Here is a 16555-nt window from a genome sequence, read left to right on the forward strand (position 1 = left end):
AATAAAGATTTAGACTGGATATGGGCGTTAAGCTAACGAATACGTTAATTCAATAAAAACAGCGGCTGTCTAAGACTTTATTTCTCAGTCTTAGTCCGCCGCTATTTCATTTATTGCGGGTTCGTCGTCCAAATACCCGCTGTCTTAATGAAGACGCGTGGCGGAAGCGATATAGCTGCGAGCGCCAAAGCTGCAACATCCTCGGGCTGCATCATACGGTCCTCGTCACCGATTTTGAGGCCAGCTTTCGTAGCAAGCTCAGTGTTGACCGTGCTTGGCGTAAGAGCCGTTACGCGAATATTGTGCTTGCGCACCTCTTGCAGCAGCGATTCGGTGAAGCCCAGCACTGCGAATTTGGAAGCACAGTATGCCGAACCCGTTGCGAAACCGCGCTCTCCTGCTGTGGAGGCCACATTAATAATTTCCCCGCTATTTCTGGCAACCATATCTGGCAGTACAGCGCGAGTCACGTTGTAGGTGCCATATAAGTTGACATCCATCATACTTTTCCACTCTTCCGGGTCCATATCCAGGACAGTGCCGAATTTGGCAATGCCTGCATTATTGATTAGAATATCAATAGGGCCAAGCTGCTCCGTAATCGAAGCAACAGCTGCTTGTACTTCTTGATTAACCGATACATCGGCAGCCGCAAGGCTAACCTGTATAGAATAGCTGGCTTTCAGCGTATCGGCGAGCGTCTCCAAATCGGATACGGTTCGGGAAATAAGTCCAAGGCTTACGCCCTCCTTCGCGAGTGCATGGGCAATAGCAAGCCCGATGCCTTTGCCCGCGCCGGTAATGATCGCTGTTTTTCCGCTTAGTGTCATCATTAGTCTCTCCATTCTTTAGGGGAATTGCTTCTCATTTCTCCTCTCCATTATAAAGCTGTCAATAACCGGAATACAAATAAGCCCTAATAAGCGGGCGAATGCAATAAGTCAGGTGGGTACATATGAAAATAGATCGATTGCTCGGCATCGTCGTCCTGCTGCTTGGCAGGAAGCGGTGGAATGCGACCGAGCTTGCTGAGCGTTTTGAAGTATCTGTAAAAACGATTTACCGCGATATGGAGACGCTCGGTTTAGCTGGCATTCCTGTGGCCTCGCATCACGGTGCAGCCGGCGGTTATGAAATTATGGAGCAATACACGCTGAATCGGCAGCTTGCAAGCGCGAAGGAATGGAAGGCGCTGCTTGCTGCAGTGAAGGGAATTGCCTCGGCGCTAGATGATCAAGCTTATTATGAGCTGCTCGCCAAGGTGAACGCCCTGCTGCCGCAAGCCGCTCATGAAGAGCATGCCAGACTGGGCGAAGAACTCGTATTCGATTTGCAGTCGTGGGGGTCGGGACTGGAATTGAAGCCCAAGCTGGCCTTGCTCCAACAAGCGATTACAGAGAGCAAGGTGGCTCGCCTGCGTTATGCCAGCTCGGCGGGGACAGAAAGTGAGCGGGAGGTCGAGCCGGCAGCCCTTATCATGAAAGGCTCGATTTGGTATTTGCAGGCGTATTGTCGCAGGAAGCAGGGCTTTCGCATGTTTCGTTTGACGCGAATACTGAGCCTGTCGCTCATGCTGGAGGGCTTTGAGCCGCGGCAGTCGCCGCAGCTGGAAGGGCTGGTCTGGCGCAGCGACTGGGGGGCAGACCAGGAGACGCTGATGCTTCTGCACTTTCAGCCGCAGGTCAAGCATCGGGTATATGATGCTTTTCCAAACGTGTTTATTACTGAGCTGGCAGATGGCAGCTTGCAGGTGACGGGTTCTTTTTCGCTGGATGAGTGGTTTTACGGCTTGCTGCTGAGCTTCTGTCATCATGTTAAGGTGCTGGAGCCCTCTTGGGCTGCTGAAGAGATAAAGCGCAGAGCGCAGCTTATTTTTGAAATATATTAATTTATAATCCGGACATATAGCTGTCTGATAAGGTGCGATAAGCTTTGGGTAAGTCTAGGTAAGCATGGTGAACAGCTCATGCCTTAGCCGCTGTGCTTATGGAAAAGAGGAATTGACATGATGAAATCGATATTAGAGCAGCAAGAGGCCTTGAAGCTGGCGGGCATTGGCGTTCGGACAACGAATCAGGAGGAAGCGGGGCCGAATGGGCGCATTCCTGCGCTCTGGACACAATATTTTCAGCTGGAGGGTGCACACGCGAATAAGGCTCAGGCTCAAGATGATTTTATTTATGGGGTATATACGGACTATGAAACGGATGCAAGCGGCGCTTACACGGCTTTCATCGGACATACCTATGATTTAGACCTGCCAATTGCAGTAGAAACAAAAGAAACAACAGGGGCCTATGCCGCAGCAAACATGCAGCAAATCGTTGTGCCAAGCTCCCTGTACCGGGTTTTCGAGACGAGAAGAGGGCCTATGCCGCAGGTTGTCATCGAAGCTTGGCAGGAAATTTGGGCTTATTATGAGACAGCTGCCGAGCAGCGGGCGTATACGGGCGATTTTGAGCGGTATGATAAAAACGATTTTCAGGACGGGGAAGCAGTCGTTCGTATTTATATCGCCATAAGCAAGTAATCGGGATTGGTATCCTCGGGCACAACAGCGGAAACGTAGGCAACAAACTCAGGGTAGGATGGGGGAGCATTACAGCCTTAAGATCCAGGCAAGCTGGCGGCAGCGGGGCCGAGGAAGTGGAGTAAAGAAACCGTTTCTCGGCAAAATGGGGGCGCGAAGCTGCCATATGCCGAGGAGACGGTTTCTTTGCTTTTTACGTGTTCAATTGTGCGTAGGCAGCCTAGCCTTTCACGGAACCAGCAAGGCCGGATACGAAGTATTTCTGAAATGCGACATAGACGATGAGCACCGGTACGACCGAAATGAGCACTCCCGCGTTCATCAGCGGGTAGTTCGCCGAATATTGCCCCCGAAACGCCAGCAGCCCTGTCGTGATGGTGCGCATTGAATCCTTTGTAATAAAAATTTGGGCCAGCAGAAATTCATTCCACGTCGCCATAAAATCAAAAATAAACAGCGTTGCAATGGCGGGCATCGATAGTGGAATAATGATTTTGAAAAATTTCCCCATAACCCCGCAGCCGTCAATTAGCGCAGCCTCGTCAATTTCCTTGGGGATCGTGCGGAAAAATCCGCGCAAAATCAAAATGCCGAACGGGATGCCGAAGCCCAAATAAATAAGAATGATGCCGGGGTACGTATCGACAAGCCCGAGCTTGTTGAGAATCATATTGAGCGGAACGAGCGTAGCCTGCATGGGAACCATCATGCCGATGAGAAACAAGGCGAACAGCCACTCGCTTCCCTTGAAAGCCAGCCGCGTTAGGGCAAAGGCGGCTAGCGCTTCAATCAAAATGCCAAGGGGAACCTTTATTAAGGCGATAAATGCTGTATTTTTCATATACATGCTCATGCGCCCTTGCTCCCAAGCCTGCACAAAATTGTGCCACTGCAGCTTTTCGGGGAACATATAAAACGGGCGTGTCAGCAAGTCGCTGCTCGACTTTAGCGCCGTAAAGGCAATGAATAAAACGGGCAGCAGAAAGATGGCTGCTAATGCTGCAATCAGGGCATATTTAAGTGCCTTACTGACGGGATGAACGCGCTGTTCCATCGGATGGACACCATCCTTCCTCTACATTACAAATGCGATTTTTTAGTCGTGTAATAAACATACGGAATAATAATGATCAGTGAAATGAGAACTAAAAACATGGAAATGGCTGAGCCTGTGCCGATATTGGCAAATTTGAACGTCTGAATATACATCCACGAAGCCAGCACATGGGTGCTTTCCGCGGGACCTCCGCCCGTCATGGCATAAATCAAATCGTATACCTTCATGGAGGATACCATCGTGATGGCGATGACAATAACAAACGTTTCCCGCAGCAGAGGAACGGTAATAAACCAGAACATTTGCCGGGGCTTGGCACCATCAATCGTTGCGGCTTCATAAGGGTCCTGTGGAATCGTCTGTAGTCCAGCGAGAAACAGCACCATCGGCTGCCCAACGCCATTCCAGACAGCTGCGACGAACACGGCATAGAGGGCGAATTTAGGTTCCGCCAGCCAAGCCTGCGCCCAGCTGCCAAGTCCAATCAGCTCCAGCGCTTTATTGAAAAATCCTTGCATGGGATTATACATCCATGTCCAGATCGTCGCGACGATGACCCCGGATAATACGTAAGGGAAATAAAAAATACCGCGAAACATAATGCGGCCCTTCAGCTTTTGATTCAATAAAATCGCAAGCATCAGGCCGATTCCCATAATGATTGTCAAAGAGCCGAGCGTCCATAATAGATTGTTGGCGACTGCTCTTGGAAAGACGGAATCATGCAGCAAAAGATCGGTATAATTGCTTAAGCCGACAAATGTTTTCACTGGCGCAACGCCGTTCCAGTTAAAGAAGCTGAGATACAGCGTGTAGAGTGTCGGGATAAAGATAATCGCTATATAAATGAAAAGAGCGGGAAACACGAACAGCCAGGGCTTTAATACGCCGATTTTCAAGCTTCATTCCTCCTTGCGAATCAAGACGGAGCGGGCAAAGCAGCCGCGCTCCATCTCTCTTCTCTTTTGCAGCGCTTCATGGATGCTTCTTAGCTTGTTTTATTTTTAGCTTTGTAATCAGCTGCGGCCTTCTCCATTCCTTCAGCTGCCTGCTCAGGCGTCCATTCTTTCAAAGCGACTTTATCCTGCGCCTCAAACAGCTTCTGCACGACTTCCTGCGGAAGTGCTTGGTCGGTAATGAGGAAGCTGCCCTTCGTCGCCATATCAAGCAGAGGCTTCAGGTGAGGCGTGTTTTCCGAATAGGTGACATTAAGAGCAGCGGGGGTGCCGTAGGTATCAATATATTTATTGACTACCTCAGCACCAGTCAAATATTCGCCTACTTTAATGGTAGCCTCAAGCGTCGCTTGATCAAGGTCAGCGCTGACTTGGAACATTTCGGCAAATACGGATGAACGGCCGGTAGGGAATTTGAATACATCAAAATCATTGACATTAAACCCGGCTGCTGCAATATTGCCGTCGAGCCATGTGCCTTCAATGTCGATTCCCGTCGTACCCGGATAGAAGAGATTTACAGCCTCTGTTGGATCAAGAGCAACGTAACCTTTAGGGAAATAGCCCTTATCGTTGTATTCCTTGAGCTTTGCGAACGTTTGAACAACGGCCGGATCGTTCCACGAGGCAGTCAGGCTGTTCAGCTTGTCATGCAGCTCAGGTCCTGCAAAATGCTCCAGCAGCTGCTCTGTCAGACGCATGACGTGCCAGCCGTTTTTCCCGCCAAGCGAGAGTGGAGTAATACCGCCATCCTTCAATGCCTGCAGATGCCCTTCAAACTCCTCGAAGGAGGTAGGAGCGGTAAGCTTAACCTTGTCAAAGGCTGTTTTGGAGTACCACATATCTACGGCATTTAAGTGATAGGGGATGCCAGACACTTTACCGTTGTAGGTTCCCATATCAATAGCAGCTTGATTGTAAAGCGAAGGCCAATTATGATCCTTGGCAATCTGAGTCAAATCAGCTGTAAGTCCATTTTCGGCATAAAAGGAACCTAGAGAACCGCCCCATGTAAACCACATATTAGGGAGCGTTCCTGAATTAGCAGCTACCTTTAGCGCCTCTTTCAGCGGATCAACGGCATATTTGCTAACCTCGATTTGAATATCGGAATGAGCCGCGTTAAAATCAGCAGCAGCTCCGTCAATCCAGGTATGCTCCTGCAAAGCCCACACGGATACGACGGTTTTCTTTGCACTGCTGCCTGTACCGCTTGTACCGCTCGTACTGCCAGCCTCTGCATTTGTGCCGCCGCTGGAAGAGCAGCCGGCTGCAATAAGTGCGATTATTAATAAGCCAATAAATGCTTGCCATCTTTTTGTCATGAGAATCCCCCTCTAGTGGTCAATCAAATAGTCGTTAATCAATGTGTGGTTCATCAAATGGTGGTCCATCAAAATAACCGTTTCACTTAAATCTTGCTGATGCGCAGCGCTTGATAAGGAATGCCGGGAAGCGGAACGTTGCATTCCCCCGCAAATTCCCCTTCCAGCGGCGATATCGACATCGCCCAGGTATCAATTAAATCCATTCGGAATGCTGCGCCTTCCGGAAGCGTTAAGCTGCGGAACGCGGGGCGGCTGGCGCCAAAATAAATCAAATAATATTCGCCCTCCACGCCGCCAGCAGAAGCATCCCATTTGAAATTAATGCGGCTCGTATCAAGTCTTGGCCCTTCTTCCATGATGCGGCGCAGAAACGCAATGCGCTCCGCGCTGCTGCCATGCAGCTCGCCTCCGTGCGACCACCAAATGATATCGTCAGCGTGAACGTAAGTCTCTCCATGAGTGACATAGCCGCCTTGAGCCATTCCTTCCCAGAAGCACTCTACCATTCGCTCTGCGGTAAGATTGCCCCAGCCGTGATTCAGATTGCCTTCATAGCGGCATTCATCAATGACGATCGGCTTACGGTACAGCTCACGCCATTCCGTTACGAAATTCAAGTCGGCATGCTGGATGCTGGCATGTGTAACCCAGGGCTTTCCGTGATCATACCAATGCAGGTTGCTTCTATAATGGATCTCGGGATTATGCCAATTATGAATGGAGCGAAGATGCTGGTAAGGGTCATGCTCCTGAATGATGCGGAAAAACCGGTCCCAGTCCGTCATCTTCTTCTCAAACAGCAGGTCATATTCATTGGCAAGCGACCACCATATGTTGCGGAAGGAGGCTAGCCTTGCCAGCGCGTATCGCAAATAATAATCGTCGGATTCAGCAGTCATGCACGAGAAGCCCCAGCGGTCATAGGGATGGAATAAAATCAGATCCGCTTCAATGCCGAGAAGCTGCAATTGCTCCAGCTGCGATTCCAGGCGGCGCCAAAAATCAGGATTGAACGCCTCCCAATCAAAGCCCTCCTGCAAGGAGCCTGCGAAAGCAAAATGCTCCGGCTCGGCGGCGTTATAATCATAATGCTTGGGAAACACGCACATTCTAATTTTGTTGAACGGTGCTTTGCTTAGCGAGCGCAGCGTTTGCTGTTCAAGCTGCTCCCCTTGATGGTTCCAGACATAAGCGGTTGTTCCAACCGGATAGAAGGGTGTTCCATCGGCATAGCTGAAATGATAAATGTGATCCACCTTCACAGGCCCATGATTTTGGGCCGACGTGGGGGCGGTACAGATGAGTGTTCCTTGCAGGCCATCCAGCTGCGCCGTGCTGCTGCTCGTGGTGAAGGACCATTTGCCTGTGCAATCCGGCATGAAGCGAATGACGTATTGTCCATCGCCATCATAGAAGCCGTCGACCTTAATGCTCCGATGCCCGAATTGAAATTCGGCGCCGAGTACAACTTCCTTATAGGGATTTCCTTCCTGCGGCCCTTCTATGCGAAGCTCAAAACGATTCCACTGCTCAGCCTCGAAAGGCTCTGACCATGTGCGAGTCATGCTGTTCCTCCTTCTCTGATCATAAAAGTACATGGTAATTGGTGAATGGCTCCATTCTATAGGATGCTGAAACCCATTCGTAGCCGTCCAAAGTATCCTTTTGTGCGTTAATATGACTCTTTGCTTGTGCTAAGCTTGCCAATACGCCTCTGTAAGTAGACGAACGATGCTTTTTCCTATGCTTTTATGCCCATATGCTGCAATAGGGACAAACGCAGCGCCGAATGCAAGGAGAAAAAGCCCCCTGTGTTCTTCTCTTGGAGGGAAGAGTCAGGAGGCGGAAGGCAGAAGGCAGAAGGCAGAAGGCTTTAAAAAAAAGCTTATTGATTGCGATATTCTAATGGAGAAACACCAGTGCGCTCTTTGAACAGCTTGCTAAAATAATGCGGGTTCATATAACCGATAGCAGCGGATATTTCATATACTTTGCAATTTGTCGTGCGCAGAAGCTGCTGCGCATGCTCGATTTTGTGACGAATGACATATTCGCTGAAGCTTTCTCCAATCTCCTTTTGAAAAATGCGGCTTAAATAGCTTGGGCTGACATGGATGGAAGCCGCTACTTTTACGAGCGATAAGTCCTCCAGCAAATGCTGGTCGATAAAAGCCTTCGACTTTCGAACGATAAAATTATCGCTTTGTTCGTTTAAAGGCAGCTGCAGCAGCGTTTCCATATAGGCTTTTGGCAGCTCTTGAAGGGAGCTGTAGCACGAGCTGACCGAGCAGATAATGGCAACGTTCAGCAGCTCCAGCGTTTTCTGCCGCACCATATCGAGCAGCTTGTTTAATTCGGCGGGGCACTTTTTGCCCTCTTTGTCGGCATCGCCGTATTCACCAGGCCTCCGAGTCTGAACAGCGTCGGTTGAGCGAGCATATTGCGGGCAAAGCCAGACCACTTCACGGTAATTGCGATGAAAGACAAGCCCGCCCCATTCCTTCGTGACAAATTCGGCAATGAGATGCTGGAGGGAACGAAAACGCAAATGCCCAGCGTCCTGCATAGGGGCGGCATCGTCGCGTTTGCGGAAGACGGTTAACCGAAAGCCTGTCTCAAAGGCAGGCTGCGCAAGCTCTGTCAGCAGCGGCTGCTCAGGAAACGTGTGCTCATCGAGCAGCGACAGCAGATATTGATTTCTCTCCTCCTCCGTATAGGCGGGCTGGGGGGCTGAGGTGTGTTCCAGATTCGTCGCAGCTTTGAGTAGGGAAGCGCCAATTTCCTCTTCATCCATCGTGGGCTTGTGCAAATAGTTGACGGCGCCGAGGCGAATCGCCTCTTTGGCATAGGTGAAGTTATCATAGCTGCTGATGAAAATGATTTGTACGCCCGGATAGCGCTCCAGCGCCTTCTTGGCAAAAGCGAGCCCGTCCATGCCGGGCATTCGGATATCCGTAAGAATAATATGGATAGGCTGCTGGGTCTCCATTGCAAGCAGCGCTTCTTCACCATTTGAGGCTTCGGCTTTCCAATGAACGCCGTATTTTTCCCAATCTACCATATAGCGCAGTCCTAGTCTTGCTATCGATTCATCTTCAACGACGAGCAGATTCCACATCCGCATTCTCCTCCTTCTCCAATATCCGATAGGGCATTCTAACCGTCACGATCGTATGTGCCGCTGAACGCTCAAAGGATAAGCCGTATTCCTCGCCAAAACGCAGCCGGATGCGGTCCTGCACATTGCGCAGTCCAATATTTTGTGTGCCGGTATCGCTTTGCGGCCACTTCAGCAGCTCCAAGGCTTGCTGGTTGAAGCCGCTTCCATCATCGCGCAGCTCAATGACCAGCAGACGGTTATCCTTTCCTTCAAGCCGGGCTTCCAGCGTAATATGCAGCTTTCTTTCCAGCCCCTTGGCCCCGTGAAAAATCGCATTTTCAAGCAGCGGCTGCAGCAGCATGGGCGGTATGGACGCTTGATTCAGCTCGGGCGGAATATGCCACTCCATATCAAATACATTCGTATAGCGTAAATCCATTAACGTCGCATAGTCGCGCAGCAGCCGAATTTCCTCCTCAAACGTAACGAGCTCGCTGTCGAGCTTCATATTCGCATGGAGCAGCTTATTCAGCGATTGAATCAGCTTGGCGATTTGCCCCGATTGCTGGAGAACGGCCAGCATGCGAATAGAATTGAGTGTATTGTATAAAAAATGGGGCTGAATACGGGCCCGCAGCGCATAAAGCTCGGCATGCCGCTTCTGCCGTTCCTTCTCTTCAATCGATTGAATGAGCTCTTGCAGTCGAATGACCATTCGGCCGTAGCTGCTTTCCAGCTGGCCGATTTCGTCGGCGCGGCCATGCGCCTCGGGCGTGAAAAACTGCCCTTTTTCTACTTTGCGCATCGAGCGTATAAGTCTGGAGATGGGCTGGGAAAATCCTCGTGCGATTAAGAGGGAGGCAACAGCCGCCAGTACAGCAACGCAAATAATAATGACGATCGTAAAGCTCTGAATGGAACGGCTGCTTTGCAATATAGCGTCCTTATCCACACCCATGTAAATTTGCCATTCCAAATAATCGCTCTTCAAGGAAACACCGCTAAAGGTTTTGCTTCCAGCCTGTTCTTTAATGGCAAATTCCCACTCGTCATGCGGTACATTCTGGCTTGCGTGCTTCTGGAGCTCAGCTGCCAGCGCTGCATTCGAGGCATAAATCAAATTGCCGTCCCGGTCTACGACGATGACCTGCGCATTTGGCAGCTCGAGCGAATCGACAAGATTCGAAATAAAGCGCGGGGAGATAAACATCGTCGTGACGGCCAGCGGCTTATAGTCCTCGTCCATTAGCAGCCGGGCACCAATAATAGCGTCAAAGGAATTGGTTTTAAACTGCTGAATGTTCTGAATGCCCGTCACGGTAAAATGACCCTTGCCCGCCATTACCTCTTGATACCAATCCTCATCCTTGGCGTCATAATTCCCATTAATAGTGCTGTCCCCATCCAGCCGATAACCATTAATCGACCCGTTCATGCCATAAACCATGAGCCCTTTAATGGACGAATTAATGGATGGATAGGCGCTCATGAGCCGAGCCATCGTTTTTTGGGCGTTAATTTCCTCTGTCCCCCACTGTTCAGGCGAGAGTGCTGGCTTGTTCAGAAAGGAAAACACTTCCGGCATAAAATAAGGCAGCATGCTGAAGCGGTCAAAGTCGCTGATTTGTCGTTCAATTGAAGCATTGAACTGCGCCAAAATGACCTTCAAGTCCTGCGTCGTCTGCGCTTCCAATGTACCCGATGATTTCGTCGAGCCGATAGCTCCTATAATGAAAGCGGGAATACTGCTGAGCAGAAAAAATAAAATGAGCAGCTTAGTCTGATAACGTGCGTTTCTCCAGCGTCCCAATTTGCCCACCCTTTCCTGAATGCTAGGGAGTAGTTGCCGATTATAGCGCTTTCATTCCGCGCAGTGTTCAAGCATTTTAACATGATTGCTTCCAGAAGACAAAACTAAATCACTAAACAGAAAAATAAGGAAAAAGCCCATCCTTCGTAAAGGACGGGCTCCTTCCCTATGCTTATTTTAGCCTTTTACCGCTCCGGCAACGACGCCTTTGACGATGTATTTTTGCAGGAAGATAAAAACGATAATCGAAGGCAGCACCGCCATGACCATGGCGGTCATTGCATATTGCCAGTCGGATGTATATTGGCCGACGAAGGTGTACGCGGCAAGCGTAAGCGTCTTCGTGTCCGGCGAGCCGTTCACCATAAGCAGCGGCAGCAGGAAGTCATTCCAGATCCACATCACATCAATAATAATGATAGTCGTCGTGACCGATTGCAGCAGCGGAAAAATAACGAGGAAAAACAGCCGAAAGCCAGATGCGCCATCCATCGTTGCGCTTTCGTCGATTTCCTGCGGAATGCCCTTCACGAAGCCGTGATAGATAAAGACGGCAAGCGGGGCGCCAAAGCCCCAATACAGCACGCCAAGTCCCCAGGTGCTCTCCGACAAATGCAGCTGTTTGGCGAATTGGAGCACCATCAGCATAATCGATTGGAACGGAATAAGCATGGGCATAATGCAGAACATATAGATCAGGCCGCTCATCCGCGTTTTTGTACGCGCCAGCTTATAGGCTGCAATAGACGAGACGAGAATAATGCCTGCGAGACCGACGATCGTAATGACCAGATTGTTCATGAACAGCTTCGGATAATTGATAAACTGCCACACATAAGCATAATTTTCAAAAATAATTTTCTCCGGCAGCGCGATGACGTCGCTCATTACTTCTCCAAAGCTTTTAAAGGAGTTGTTAATAGCCAGAAACAGCGGGTACAGAAACAGCAGCGAGAGCAGAAGCATGACGGCTTCCAGCGCGTAGCGTCCGACTGGGCGATTTTTTCTCATTAGGCCTCTACCTCCCGGCGTTTGAACAGCGTTAATTGAATGATCGTAATGAACAGTACGGCAACGAACAGAATGAGTGCCTTCGCCGTACCGTAGCCGTACAGATTGTTCTGGAATGTATCGCGGTAAATGTCATAGGCGATGCTGTAGGTCGAGCCGCCCGGCCCGCCGCCGGTGAGCGACAAAATCACATCAAACACTTTAATCGAATTCGTCAGCGCCATAAAGACGGCAATCGTAATCGAAGGGGCAAGCAGCGGCAGCGTAATGTTGAAAAAGGTGCGGAAGGGCCCTGCGCCGTCTACCGTTGCCGCCTCCTTCAAATCTCCCGGCACCGATTGCAGTCCCGCGATATAGATCACGAGGTAGAAGCCAATCGATTGCCAGATCGACACGAGCAAAATCGAAACAAAGGCAAGCCCGGGCGTGCCAAGCCAGCTTAAGTCAAAAATCCCCCAGCCTGTACTTTCCCCCAGCGACTCAAAGCCCTGCATGAAAATAAACTTCCAGATAAAGCCGACGATGACGAGGCTCAAAATGTAGGGAATAAAGAAGGCCGCCCGCAGCCAACTGGTCGTGCGCAGCTTCATGTCTAGCAGAACCGCGAGCCCAATCGCCAGCACATTGACAAGCACGATGTACAGTACGGCGTATTTGATCGTAAACCACGCCGAGCTGGTGAAATTCGCGTCATTCAGAAAAATTTGCTTGAAATTATCGAGCCCAATAAATTTCGGGTGCTTGGAAATGCCGTTCCATTTGGTCAAGGAATAACGGATGGTCATGGCAAATGGAATATAGAAGGCAACGGCAATACAAATCAGAACAGGCAGGCTGAACAAGGTGAATTCCAGCTTCCCGCCCCATTTTTTACCTAATGCTTTAAACATATGATGCACCCCAATTCGTCTATTGTATCCACGCCCGCGAGCTCTGCAGCCAGAGGACGGCGCGAGCCGCTTGCGCTGGAAAAAGCATTTTCCAATTTAGCTTTAATGTGTATTATAGAGCAGACGGTTGCCCGTCTAAATGGATTATAGAAAACAGTTAGGGGTAAAAAGGTGAACTGTATGCGGAGCGTGAAACGATGATGAAAGCGATTGCGGGCAAGGCGTGGGAGCTGCTTTCTTTTTGGCGGGGGCGGGTTGCCAGAAGGCTGGTCAATAAGCTGGTTTTGCTGTTTACGGGCGTTATTGTGCTCGTTGTGGCATCGCTGAACTTTATCTCTTACCAGATGCTTGAGAAGGAGTCGGTCGGCAACAGCATTGATAGCACGACGAACAACCTGCTGCTCGTTGGCCGCAATTTGGAGGATTATTTGAAGGGCATCGAGCAAATATCCTTGCCGCAAATCGGCTACGATGAAATTACCTATGCCATTATGCATGAATCAGAGGACTATTCCTCCAAGATGTATGTTGAAAATTATTTGCGCAATCTGTTTTATTCCCGCAGCGACTTGGAGGCTATCTACTTGTATGTCGTAGAGAAGCAGAAGTATTATGCGATTACGAGAGAAAATTACAATATAACGGTGCGGACGGGGACGAACACCATCATTGCAGAGCAGCCATGGTATGCCAAGGCGATGGCAGACCCGAGCAATCAAGCCTATCAATCGCTGTCGGGGCCTGATGTGGAAGCGGAATCCGGTTATTCGGCTGAAATTCAGCAGGCCAGCTTTATGGCGTACCACCGGGTCATGCGTTCGATTAAGACGCGCAAGCCGCAGGCGGTGCTCTCTTTTTATTACAACGCTTCAGTCAAGGACGAGATTGTGAAGGATATACCGTTTAGCGAAGGCCAGCATTTGCTGTATGTCAGCCCGGATAATGAGCCTTTTGAGCTGGATGATAAAGCATTCTACACGGAGCTGCGGGACGCAGGTGTACTGAAAAGGCTGGACGGAGGAGCAGGGCTGACGGGAACCTCCAGTGGGCCGTTTACTTGGGTGCAGGGGGAGCAGAAATATTTAATTATTTACAACGTGGCGGAGAAAAGCGGCTGGAAGCTGATTAAGCCGATTCCTTATTCACAAATTTATGAGGCCGCGACGAAGACGCGCAATCTGAACTATGCCATTGGCGTGCTGTTTTTGCTGCTCGCCGTCATTCTCGTCAGCTTGATGTCGAGTGCCATTACGAAGCCGCTCAAGAAGCTTTCCCACCAAATGAGCCGGTTCAGCGCAGGCAGCTTTGACGCGGAGGCCGAGGTGAAGGGGCGAGACGAAATTGCTTATTTATCGCGTCATTTCAATTTGATGGTCAGGCGGACCAATGAGCTGATTAATGAGCGCTACAAGATGAAGCTGGCGGAAAACCATGCGATTTTAAAGGCGCTGGAGGCGGAGATCAATCCGCATTTTCTGTATAATGCGCTGCAAGCCATCTCCACCAAGGCGCTTAAGCATCAAACGTATGACGTCGCGGATATGATCGATGCGCTGGCGCTGACGTTCCGCTATTGCATCAGCGGGAAGGATATTGTGTTTGCGAGCGAGGAGCTGAAGCATATCGAGCGTTATATGGCGCTGCAAACGGCGCGGTTCGGCGCCAGATTGCAGGTCGTCTATGAGTGGGAGGAAGCGCTGATGGAGCTTGAGATTCCGAAGCTTTCGGTGCAGACGCTGGTCGAGAATGCGATCAAGCATGGACTGGAAAAGGTGACGAGCACCGTCACCATTGGCATTAAGGCGTCCATTCAAGAGGACGGAACAGCGCTGATCGCCGTTCAGGATGACGGGCCGGGCTTCACGCAAGACAGGCTTGGGCAGGTGGAGGCTTCGCTGCGGCGCGAATGGGGCCAGAGGGAGAGCGACAACATTGGGCTCGTCAACCTTTATACGAGACTGAAGCTGCTGTATGGGGAAGAGGCTGAGCTGCTCATTAAAAGCGAACAAGCGGGGACGGAGCTGGCGATGCGGCTGCCCCGCCGAGGAGGGAACGGTTCATGAATTATACGGTGCTGATCATAGATGATGAAGAGCCGCTGCGCGAAGCCATACGGCTGCTTGGCGACTGGGAGGGACTTGGCGTAGGGCAGGTGCTGGAGGCGGCAGATGGGTTAAGCGGATTGCGTATGCTTGCGGAGCATAAAGTGGACCTGGCTATCGTCGATATGAAGATGCCTGGCCTGAATGGGGCGGAGCTGCTGCAAACCGTGGAGCAGCAGTACCCGGGGCTGCTGACCATGGTCGTCAGCGGCTACAATGACTTTGAATATACGCGGCAGGCGATTCGCTCCAAGGTCGTCGATTATTTGCTCAAGCCCGTAAACCGGATAGAGCTGAATCAGGCGCTGCGCAAGGCGATGGATGTGCTTGAAGCGAAGCGCAGGCAGGAGAGCGATTTTATCGCGCAAAATATTACCCTTAACCTGTCGCTGCCAGGGCTCAAGGAAAAGATGTATTTGTCCATTCTTGAACGCAGCTTTAAGCAGCAGGCGAATGAAGCGTTTTTGCCGCTTATTGGTGCGGACGACAAGGCCAACCGCTTCGTTGTTGTGCTGCTGCGCATTTTGAATCTAGACCAGGTCAGGCGCAGCCGCTTCCACGGCGATACGGAGCTGCTCCATTTCGCCGTCACCAACGTCGTCAATGAGGTGGCGGGCGCACACTTTCAAGCGTTCAGCTTCGCGAATCCGAAGCAGGAGCGCGAGCTGCTTGCCATTCTGACGATGAATGGCGGGGGAGCTGCCGATGCAGCCTATCGGGCGCTGCATCAGGTGAATGCCATAGCCGCTACGCTACAGCGGCTATTCGGCATTAGGGTCGCCGCAGGCATCGGCGGCCCGGTGAAGGCGGCGCTGGACATGGCCGCCTCCTTTGAAGAAGCGCGCTCAGCGCTGGGCGAGATGGACCTGCTGCGTTTGAATGGAGCAGCAGCCGTTAGAGCCGCCGCGGCTGATCATCGCGGCAGCGGCAATGGCAGTGGCAGCCGCACGCCGGGAGCGGGTGCCGCGGGTGCAGAGAAGCGGCAGCCGAAGGAGGGGCTGTCGCTGCCTGGGCGGATGGCGGCCATTCGCCAGGCGCTGGCGGGCGACAACCTCCAGCAGGCTAGCAGCATTATTAGCGAGCTGGCCCGCAGCTGGCAGGAGGCGGACAAGCTGAGCTTGGGCGAAGCCGATCGCATCATTCGCGAGAGCATCGTGCTGCTTGGCGACCTGTCGCTTGCGCTTGGCGTTCCCCAGGAGCGGCTGCCGGCCGGCAGCGAGGAAAGCTTGCGCAGCTGGGGGCTTTCACTCGATTTTGCCACCTTCGAGCAGTTTGCCGCGCTGCTTCAGCGGCTGCTCGGCTTCTACCATGAGCAGCTGCGGGCGGCACAGGCTGTCCAGAAGCCGTTCGATATAGCCGATATTAAAGCTCACATCGACCGTTATTATTTTGAGGATATTAAAATCTCGCTGTATACCGATAAATATTTTCTCAGCCGCGAGTATTTGATGAAGCTGTTCAAGCAGCAGTTTGGCTGCGGCATTCATGAATATGTGCAGAAGGTGCGGATGGATAAGGCGCGGGAGCTGCTGGACGATTCGGCGCTCAAAATTCAAGATATTTCCGAGCTGCTCGGCTACAAGGACAAAAACTATTTCAGCAAGGCATTTCGCAATTATTACAGCCTGTCGCCTTCGGAATATCGGAGCAGCAAGGGGAATGGTTAGGGGAGTCCACAGCCATATACCACTTTTTTACCCTTAATACACCACTTATCTGCATTTTTATCTCCTATCCTTTTCTTTAGAATAAGCAGCGAAGACTTGTATTC

13 protein-coding genes are annotated in these 16555 nt (G+C 51.0%); 4 read left to right on the forward strand and 9 right to left on the reverse strand.

Features of this window, described 5'->3' with window-relative positions:
• Positions 1-110 precede the first annotated feature (110 nt).
• Complete coding sequence (locus ABEW34_RS19190; RefSeq protein WP_430160962.1) at positions 111-830, reverse strand: 3-ketoacyl-ACP reductase; 720 nt, start codon at positions 828-830, stop codon at positions 111-113.
• Positions 831-955: 125 nt separating this feature from the next.
• Here ABEW34_RS19190 and ABEW34_RS19195 point away from each other — a divergent pair, with 125 nt between their 5' ends.
• Positions 956-1888, forward strand: coding sequence for a helix-turn-helix transcriptional regulator (locus ABEW34_RS19195; RefSeq protein ID WP_430160856.1), 933 nt, complete (start codon positions 956-958; stop codon positions 1886-1888).
• A 117-nt stretch (positions 1889-2005) separates the two neighbouring features.
• Complete coding sequence (locus ABEW34_RS19200; protein ID WP_430160858.1) at positions 2006-2530, forward strand: GyrI-like domain-containing protein; 525 nt, start codon at positions 2006-2008, stop codon at positions 2528-2530.
• A gap of 220 nt (positions 2531-2750) precedes the next feature.
• On the opposite strand, the gene ABEW34_RS19205 is transcribed toward ABEW34_RS19200, so the two are convergent.
• From ABEW34_RS19205 to ABEW34_RS19240, 8 genes are all read right to left on the reverse strand, one after another.
• Positions 2751-3584, reverse strand: a complete 834-nt coding sequence (locus ABEW34_RS19205) for a carbohydrate ABC transporter permease (RefSeq protein ID WP_430160859.1) — start codon at positions 3582-3584, stop codon at positions 2751-2753.
• A gap of 26 nt (positions 3585-3610) precedes the next feature.
• On the reverse strand, positions 3611-4486 hold the full coding sequence (locus ABEW34_RS19210; protein ID WP_430160861.1) for a carbohydrate ABC transporter permease: 876 nt from the start codon (positions 4484-4486) through the stop codon (positions 3611-3613).
• Between the two features lie 89 nt (positions 4487-4575).
• The gene (locus tag ABEW34_RS19215) at positions 4576-5868 is read right to left on the reverse strand and encodes an ABC transporter substrate-binding protein (protein WP_430160862.1); all 1293 of its coding nucleotides are present in this window, start codon (positions 5866-5868) and stop codon (positions 4576-4578) included.
• A gap of 86 nt (positions 5869-5954) precedes the next feature.
• Entirely contained in the window at positions 5955-7436 is a 1482-nt protein-coding gene (locus ABEW34_RS19220) for a DUF5605 domain-containing protein (RefSeq protein WP_430160863.1), read from the reverse strand.
• 320 nt (positions 7437-7756) lie between these two features.
• Complete coding sequence (locus ABEW34_RS19225; protein ID WP_430160865.1) at positions 7757-8989, reverse strand: response regulator transcription factor; 1233 nt, start codon at positions 8987-8989, stop codon at positions 7757-7759.
• The gene (locus ABEW34_RS19230) at positions 8967-10790 is read right to left on the reverse strand and encodes a cache domain-containing sensor histidine kinase (RefSeq protein WP_430160867.1); all 1824 of its coding nucleotides are present in this window, start codon (positions 10788-10790) and stop codon (positions 8967-8969) included. Before ABEW34_RS19230 ends, ABEW34_RS19225 begins: the two co-directional genes overlap by 23 nt.
• Before the next feature lie 168 nt (positions 10791-10958).
• Complete coding sequence (locus tag ABEW34_RS19235; RefSeq protein ID WP_430160869.1) at positions 10959-11792, reverse strand: carbohydrate ABC transporter permease; 834 nt, start codon at positions 11790-11792, stop codon at positions 10959-10961.
• Positions 11792-12682 carry a carbohydrate ABC transporter permease gene (locus tag ABEW34_RS19240; protein ID WP_430160871.1) on the reverse strand — a complete coding sequence of 297 codons (891 nt, stop codon included), beginning with the start codon at positions 12680-12682 and terminating at the stop codon, positions 11792-11794. Before ABEW34_RS19240 ends, ABEW34_RS19235 begins: the two co-directional genes overlap by 1 nt.
• Positions 12683-12879: 197 nt before the next feature.
• Here ABEW34_RS19240 and ABEW34_RS19245 point away from each other — a divergent pair, with 197 nt between their 5' ends.
• Together ABEW34_RS19245 and ABEW34_RS19250 are read left to right on the forward strand one after the other, a co-directional pair.
• Complete coding sequence (locus tag ABEW34_RS19245) at positions 12880-14745, forward strand: histidine kinase (protein WP_430160873.1); 1866 nt, start codon at positions 12880-12882, stop codon at positions 14743-14745.
• On the forward strand, positions 14742-16451 hold the full coding sequence (locus ABEW34_RS19250; RefSeq protein WP_430160875.1) for a response regulator: 1710 nt from the start codon (positions 14742-14744) through the stop codon (positions 16449-16451). The genes ABEW34_RS19245 and ABEW34_RS19250 overlap by 4 nt, the downstream gene beginning before the upstream one ends.
• Positions 16452-16555: the final 104 nt, after the last annotated feature.

It is taken from the genome of Paenibacillus algorifonticola, assembly GCF_050481745.1.
Taxonomy (GTDB): Bacteria; Bacillota; Bacilli; order Paenibacillales; family Paenibacillaceae; genus Pristimantibacillus; species Pristimantibacillus algorifonticola_A.

What these genes read in the sequence shown, in the direction of transcription:
- ABEW34_RS19225 (WP_430160865.1), bottom strand. Translation starts at nt 8,989, where the DNA reads ATGTGGAATCTGCTCGTCGTTGAAGATGAATCGATAGCAAGACTAGGA.
- ABEW34_RS19240 (WP_430160871.1), bottom strand. Translation starts at nt 12,682, where the DNA reads ATGTTTAAAGCATTAGGTAAAAAATGGGGCGGGAAGCTGGAATTCACC.
- ABEW34_RS19190 (WP_430160962.1), bottom strand. Translation starts at nt 830, where the DNA reads ATGACACTAAGCGGAAAAACAGCGATCATTACCGGCGCGGGCAAAGGC.
- ABEW34_RS19195 (WP_430160856.1), top strand. Translation starts at nt 956, where the DNA reads ATGAAAATAGATCGATTGCTCGGCATCGTCGTCCTGCTGCTTGGCAGG.
- ABEW34_RS19250 (WP_430160875.1), top strand. Translation starts at nt 14,742, where the DNA reads ATGAATTATACGGTGCTGATCATAGATGATGAAGAGCCGCTGCGCGAA.
- ABEW34_RS19220 (WP_430160863.1), bottom strand. Translation starts at nt 7,436, where the DNA reads ATGACTCGCACATGGTCAGAGCCTTTCGAGGCTGAGCAGTGGAATCGT.
- ABEW34_RS19205 (WP_430160859.1), bottom strand. Translation starts at nt 3,584, where the DNA reads ATGGAACAGCGCGTTCATCCCGTCAGTAAGGCACTTAAATATGCCCTG.
- ABEW34_RS19235 (WP_430160869.1), bottom strand. Translation starts at nt 11,792, where the DNA reads ATGAGAAAAAATCGCCCAGTCGGACGCTACGCGCTGGAAGCCGTCATG.
- ABEW34_RS19245 (WP_430160873.1), top strand. Translation starts at nt 12,880, where the DNA reads ATGATGAAAGCGATTGCGGGCAAGGCGTGGGAGCTGCTTTCTTTTTGG.
- ABEW34_RS19200 (WP_430160858.1), top strand. Translation starts at nt 2,006, where the DNA reads ATGATGAAATCGATATTAGAGCAGCAAGAGGCCTTGAAGCTGGCGGGC.
- ABEW34_RS19215 (WP_430160862.1), bottom strand. Translation starts at nt 5,868, where the DNA reads ATGACAAAAAGATGGCAAGCATTTATTGGCTTATTAATAATCGCACTT.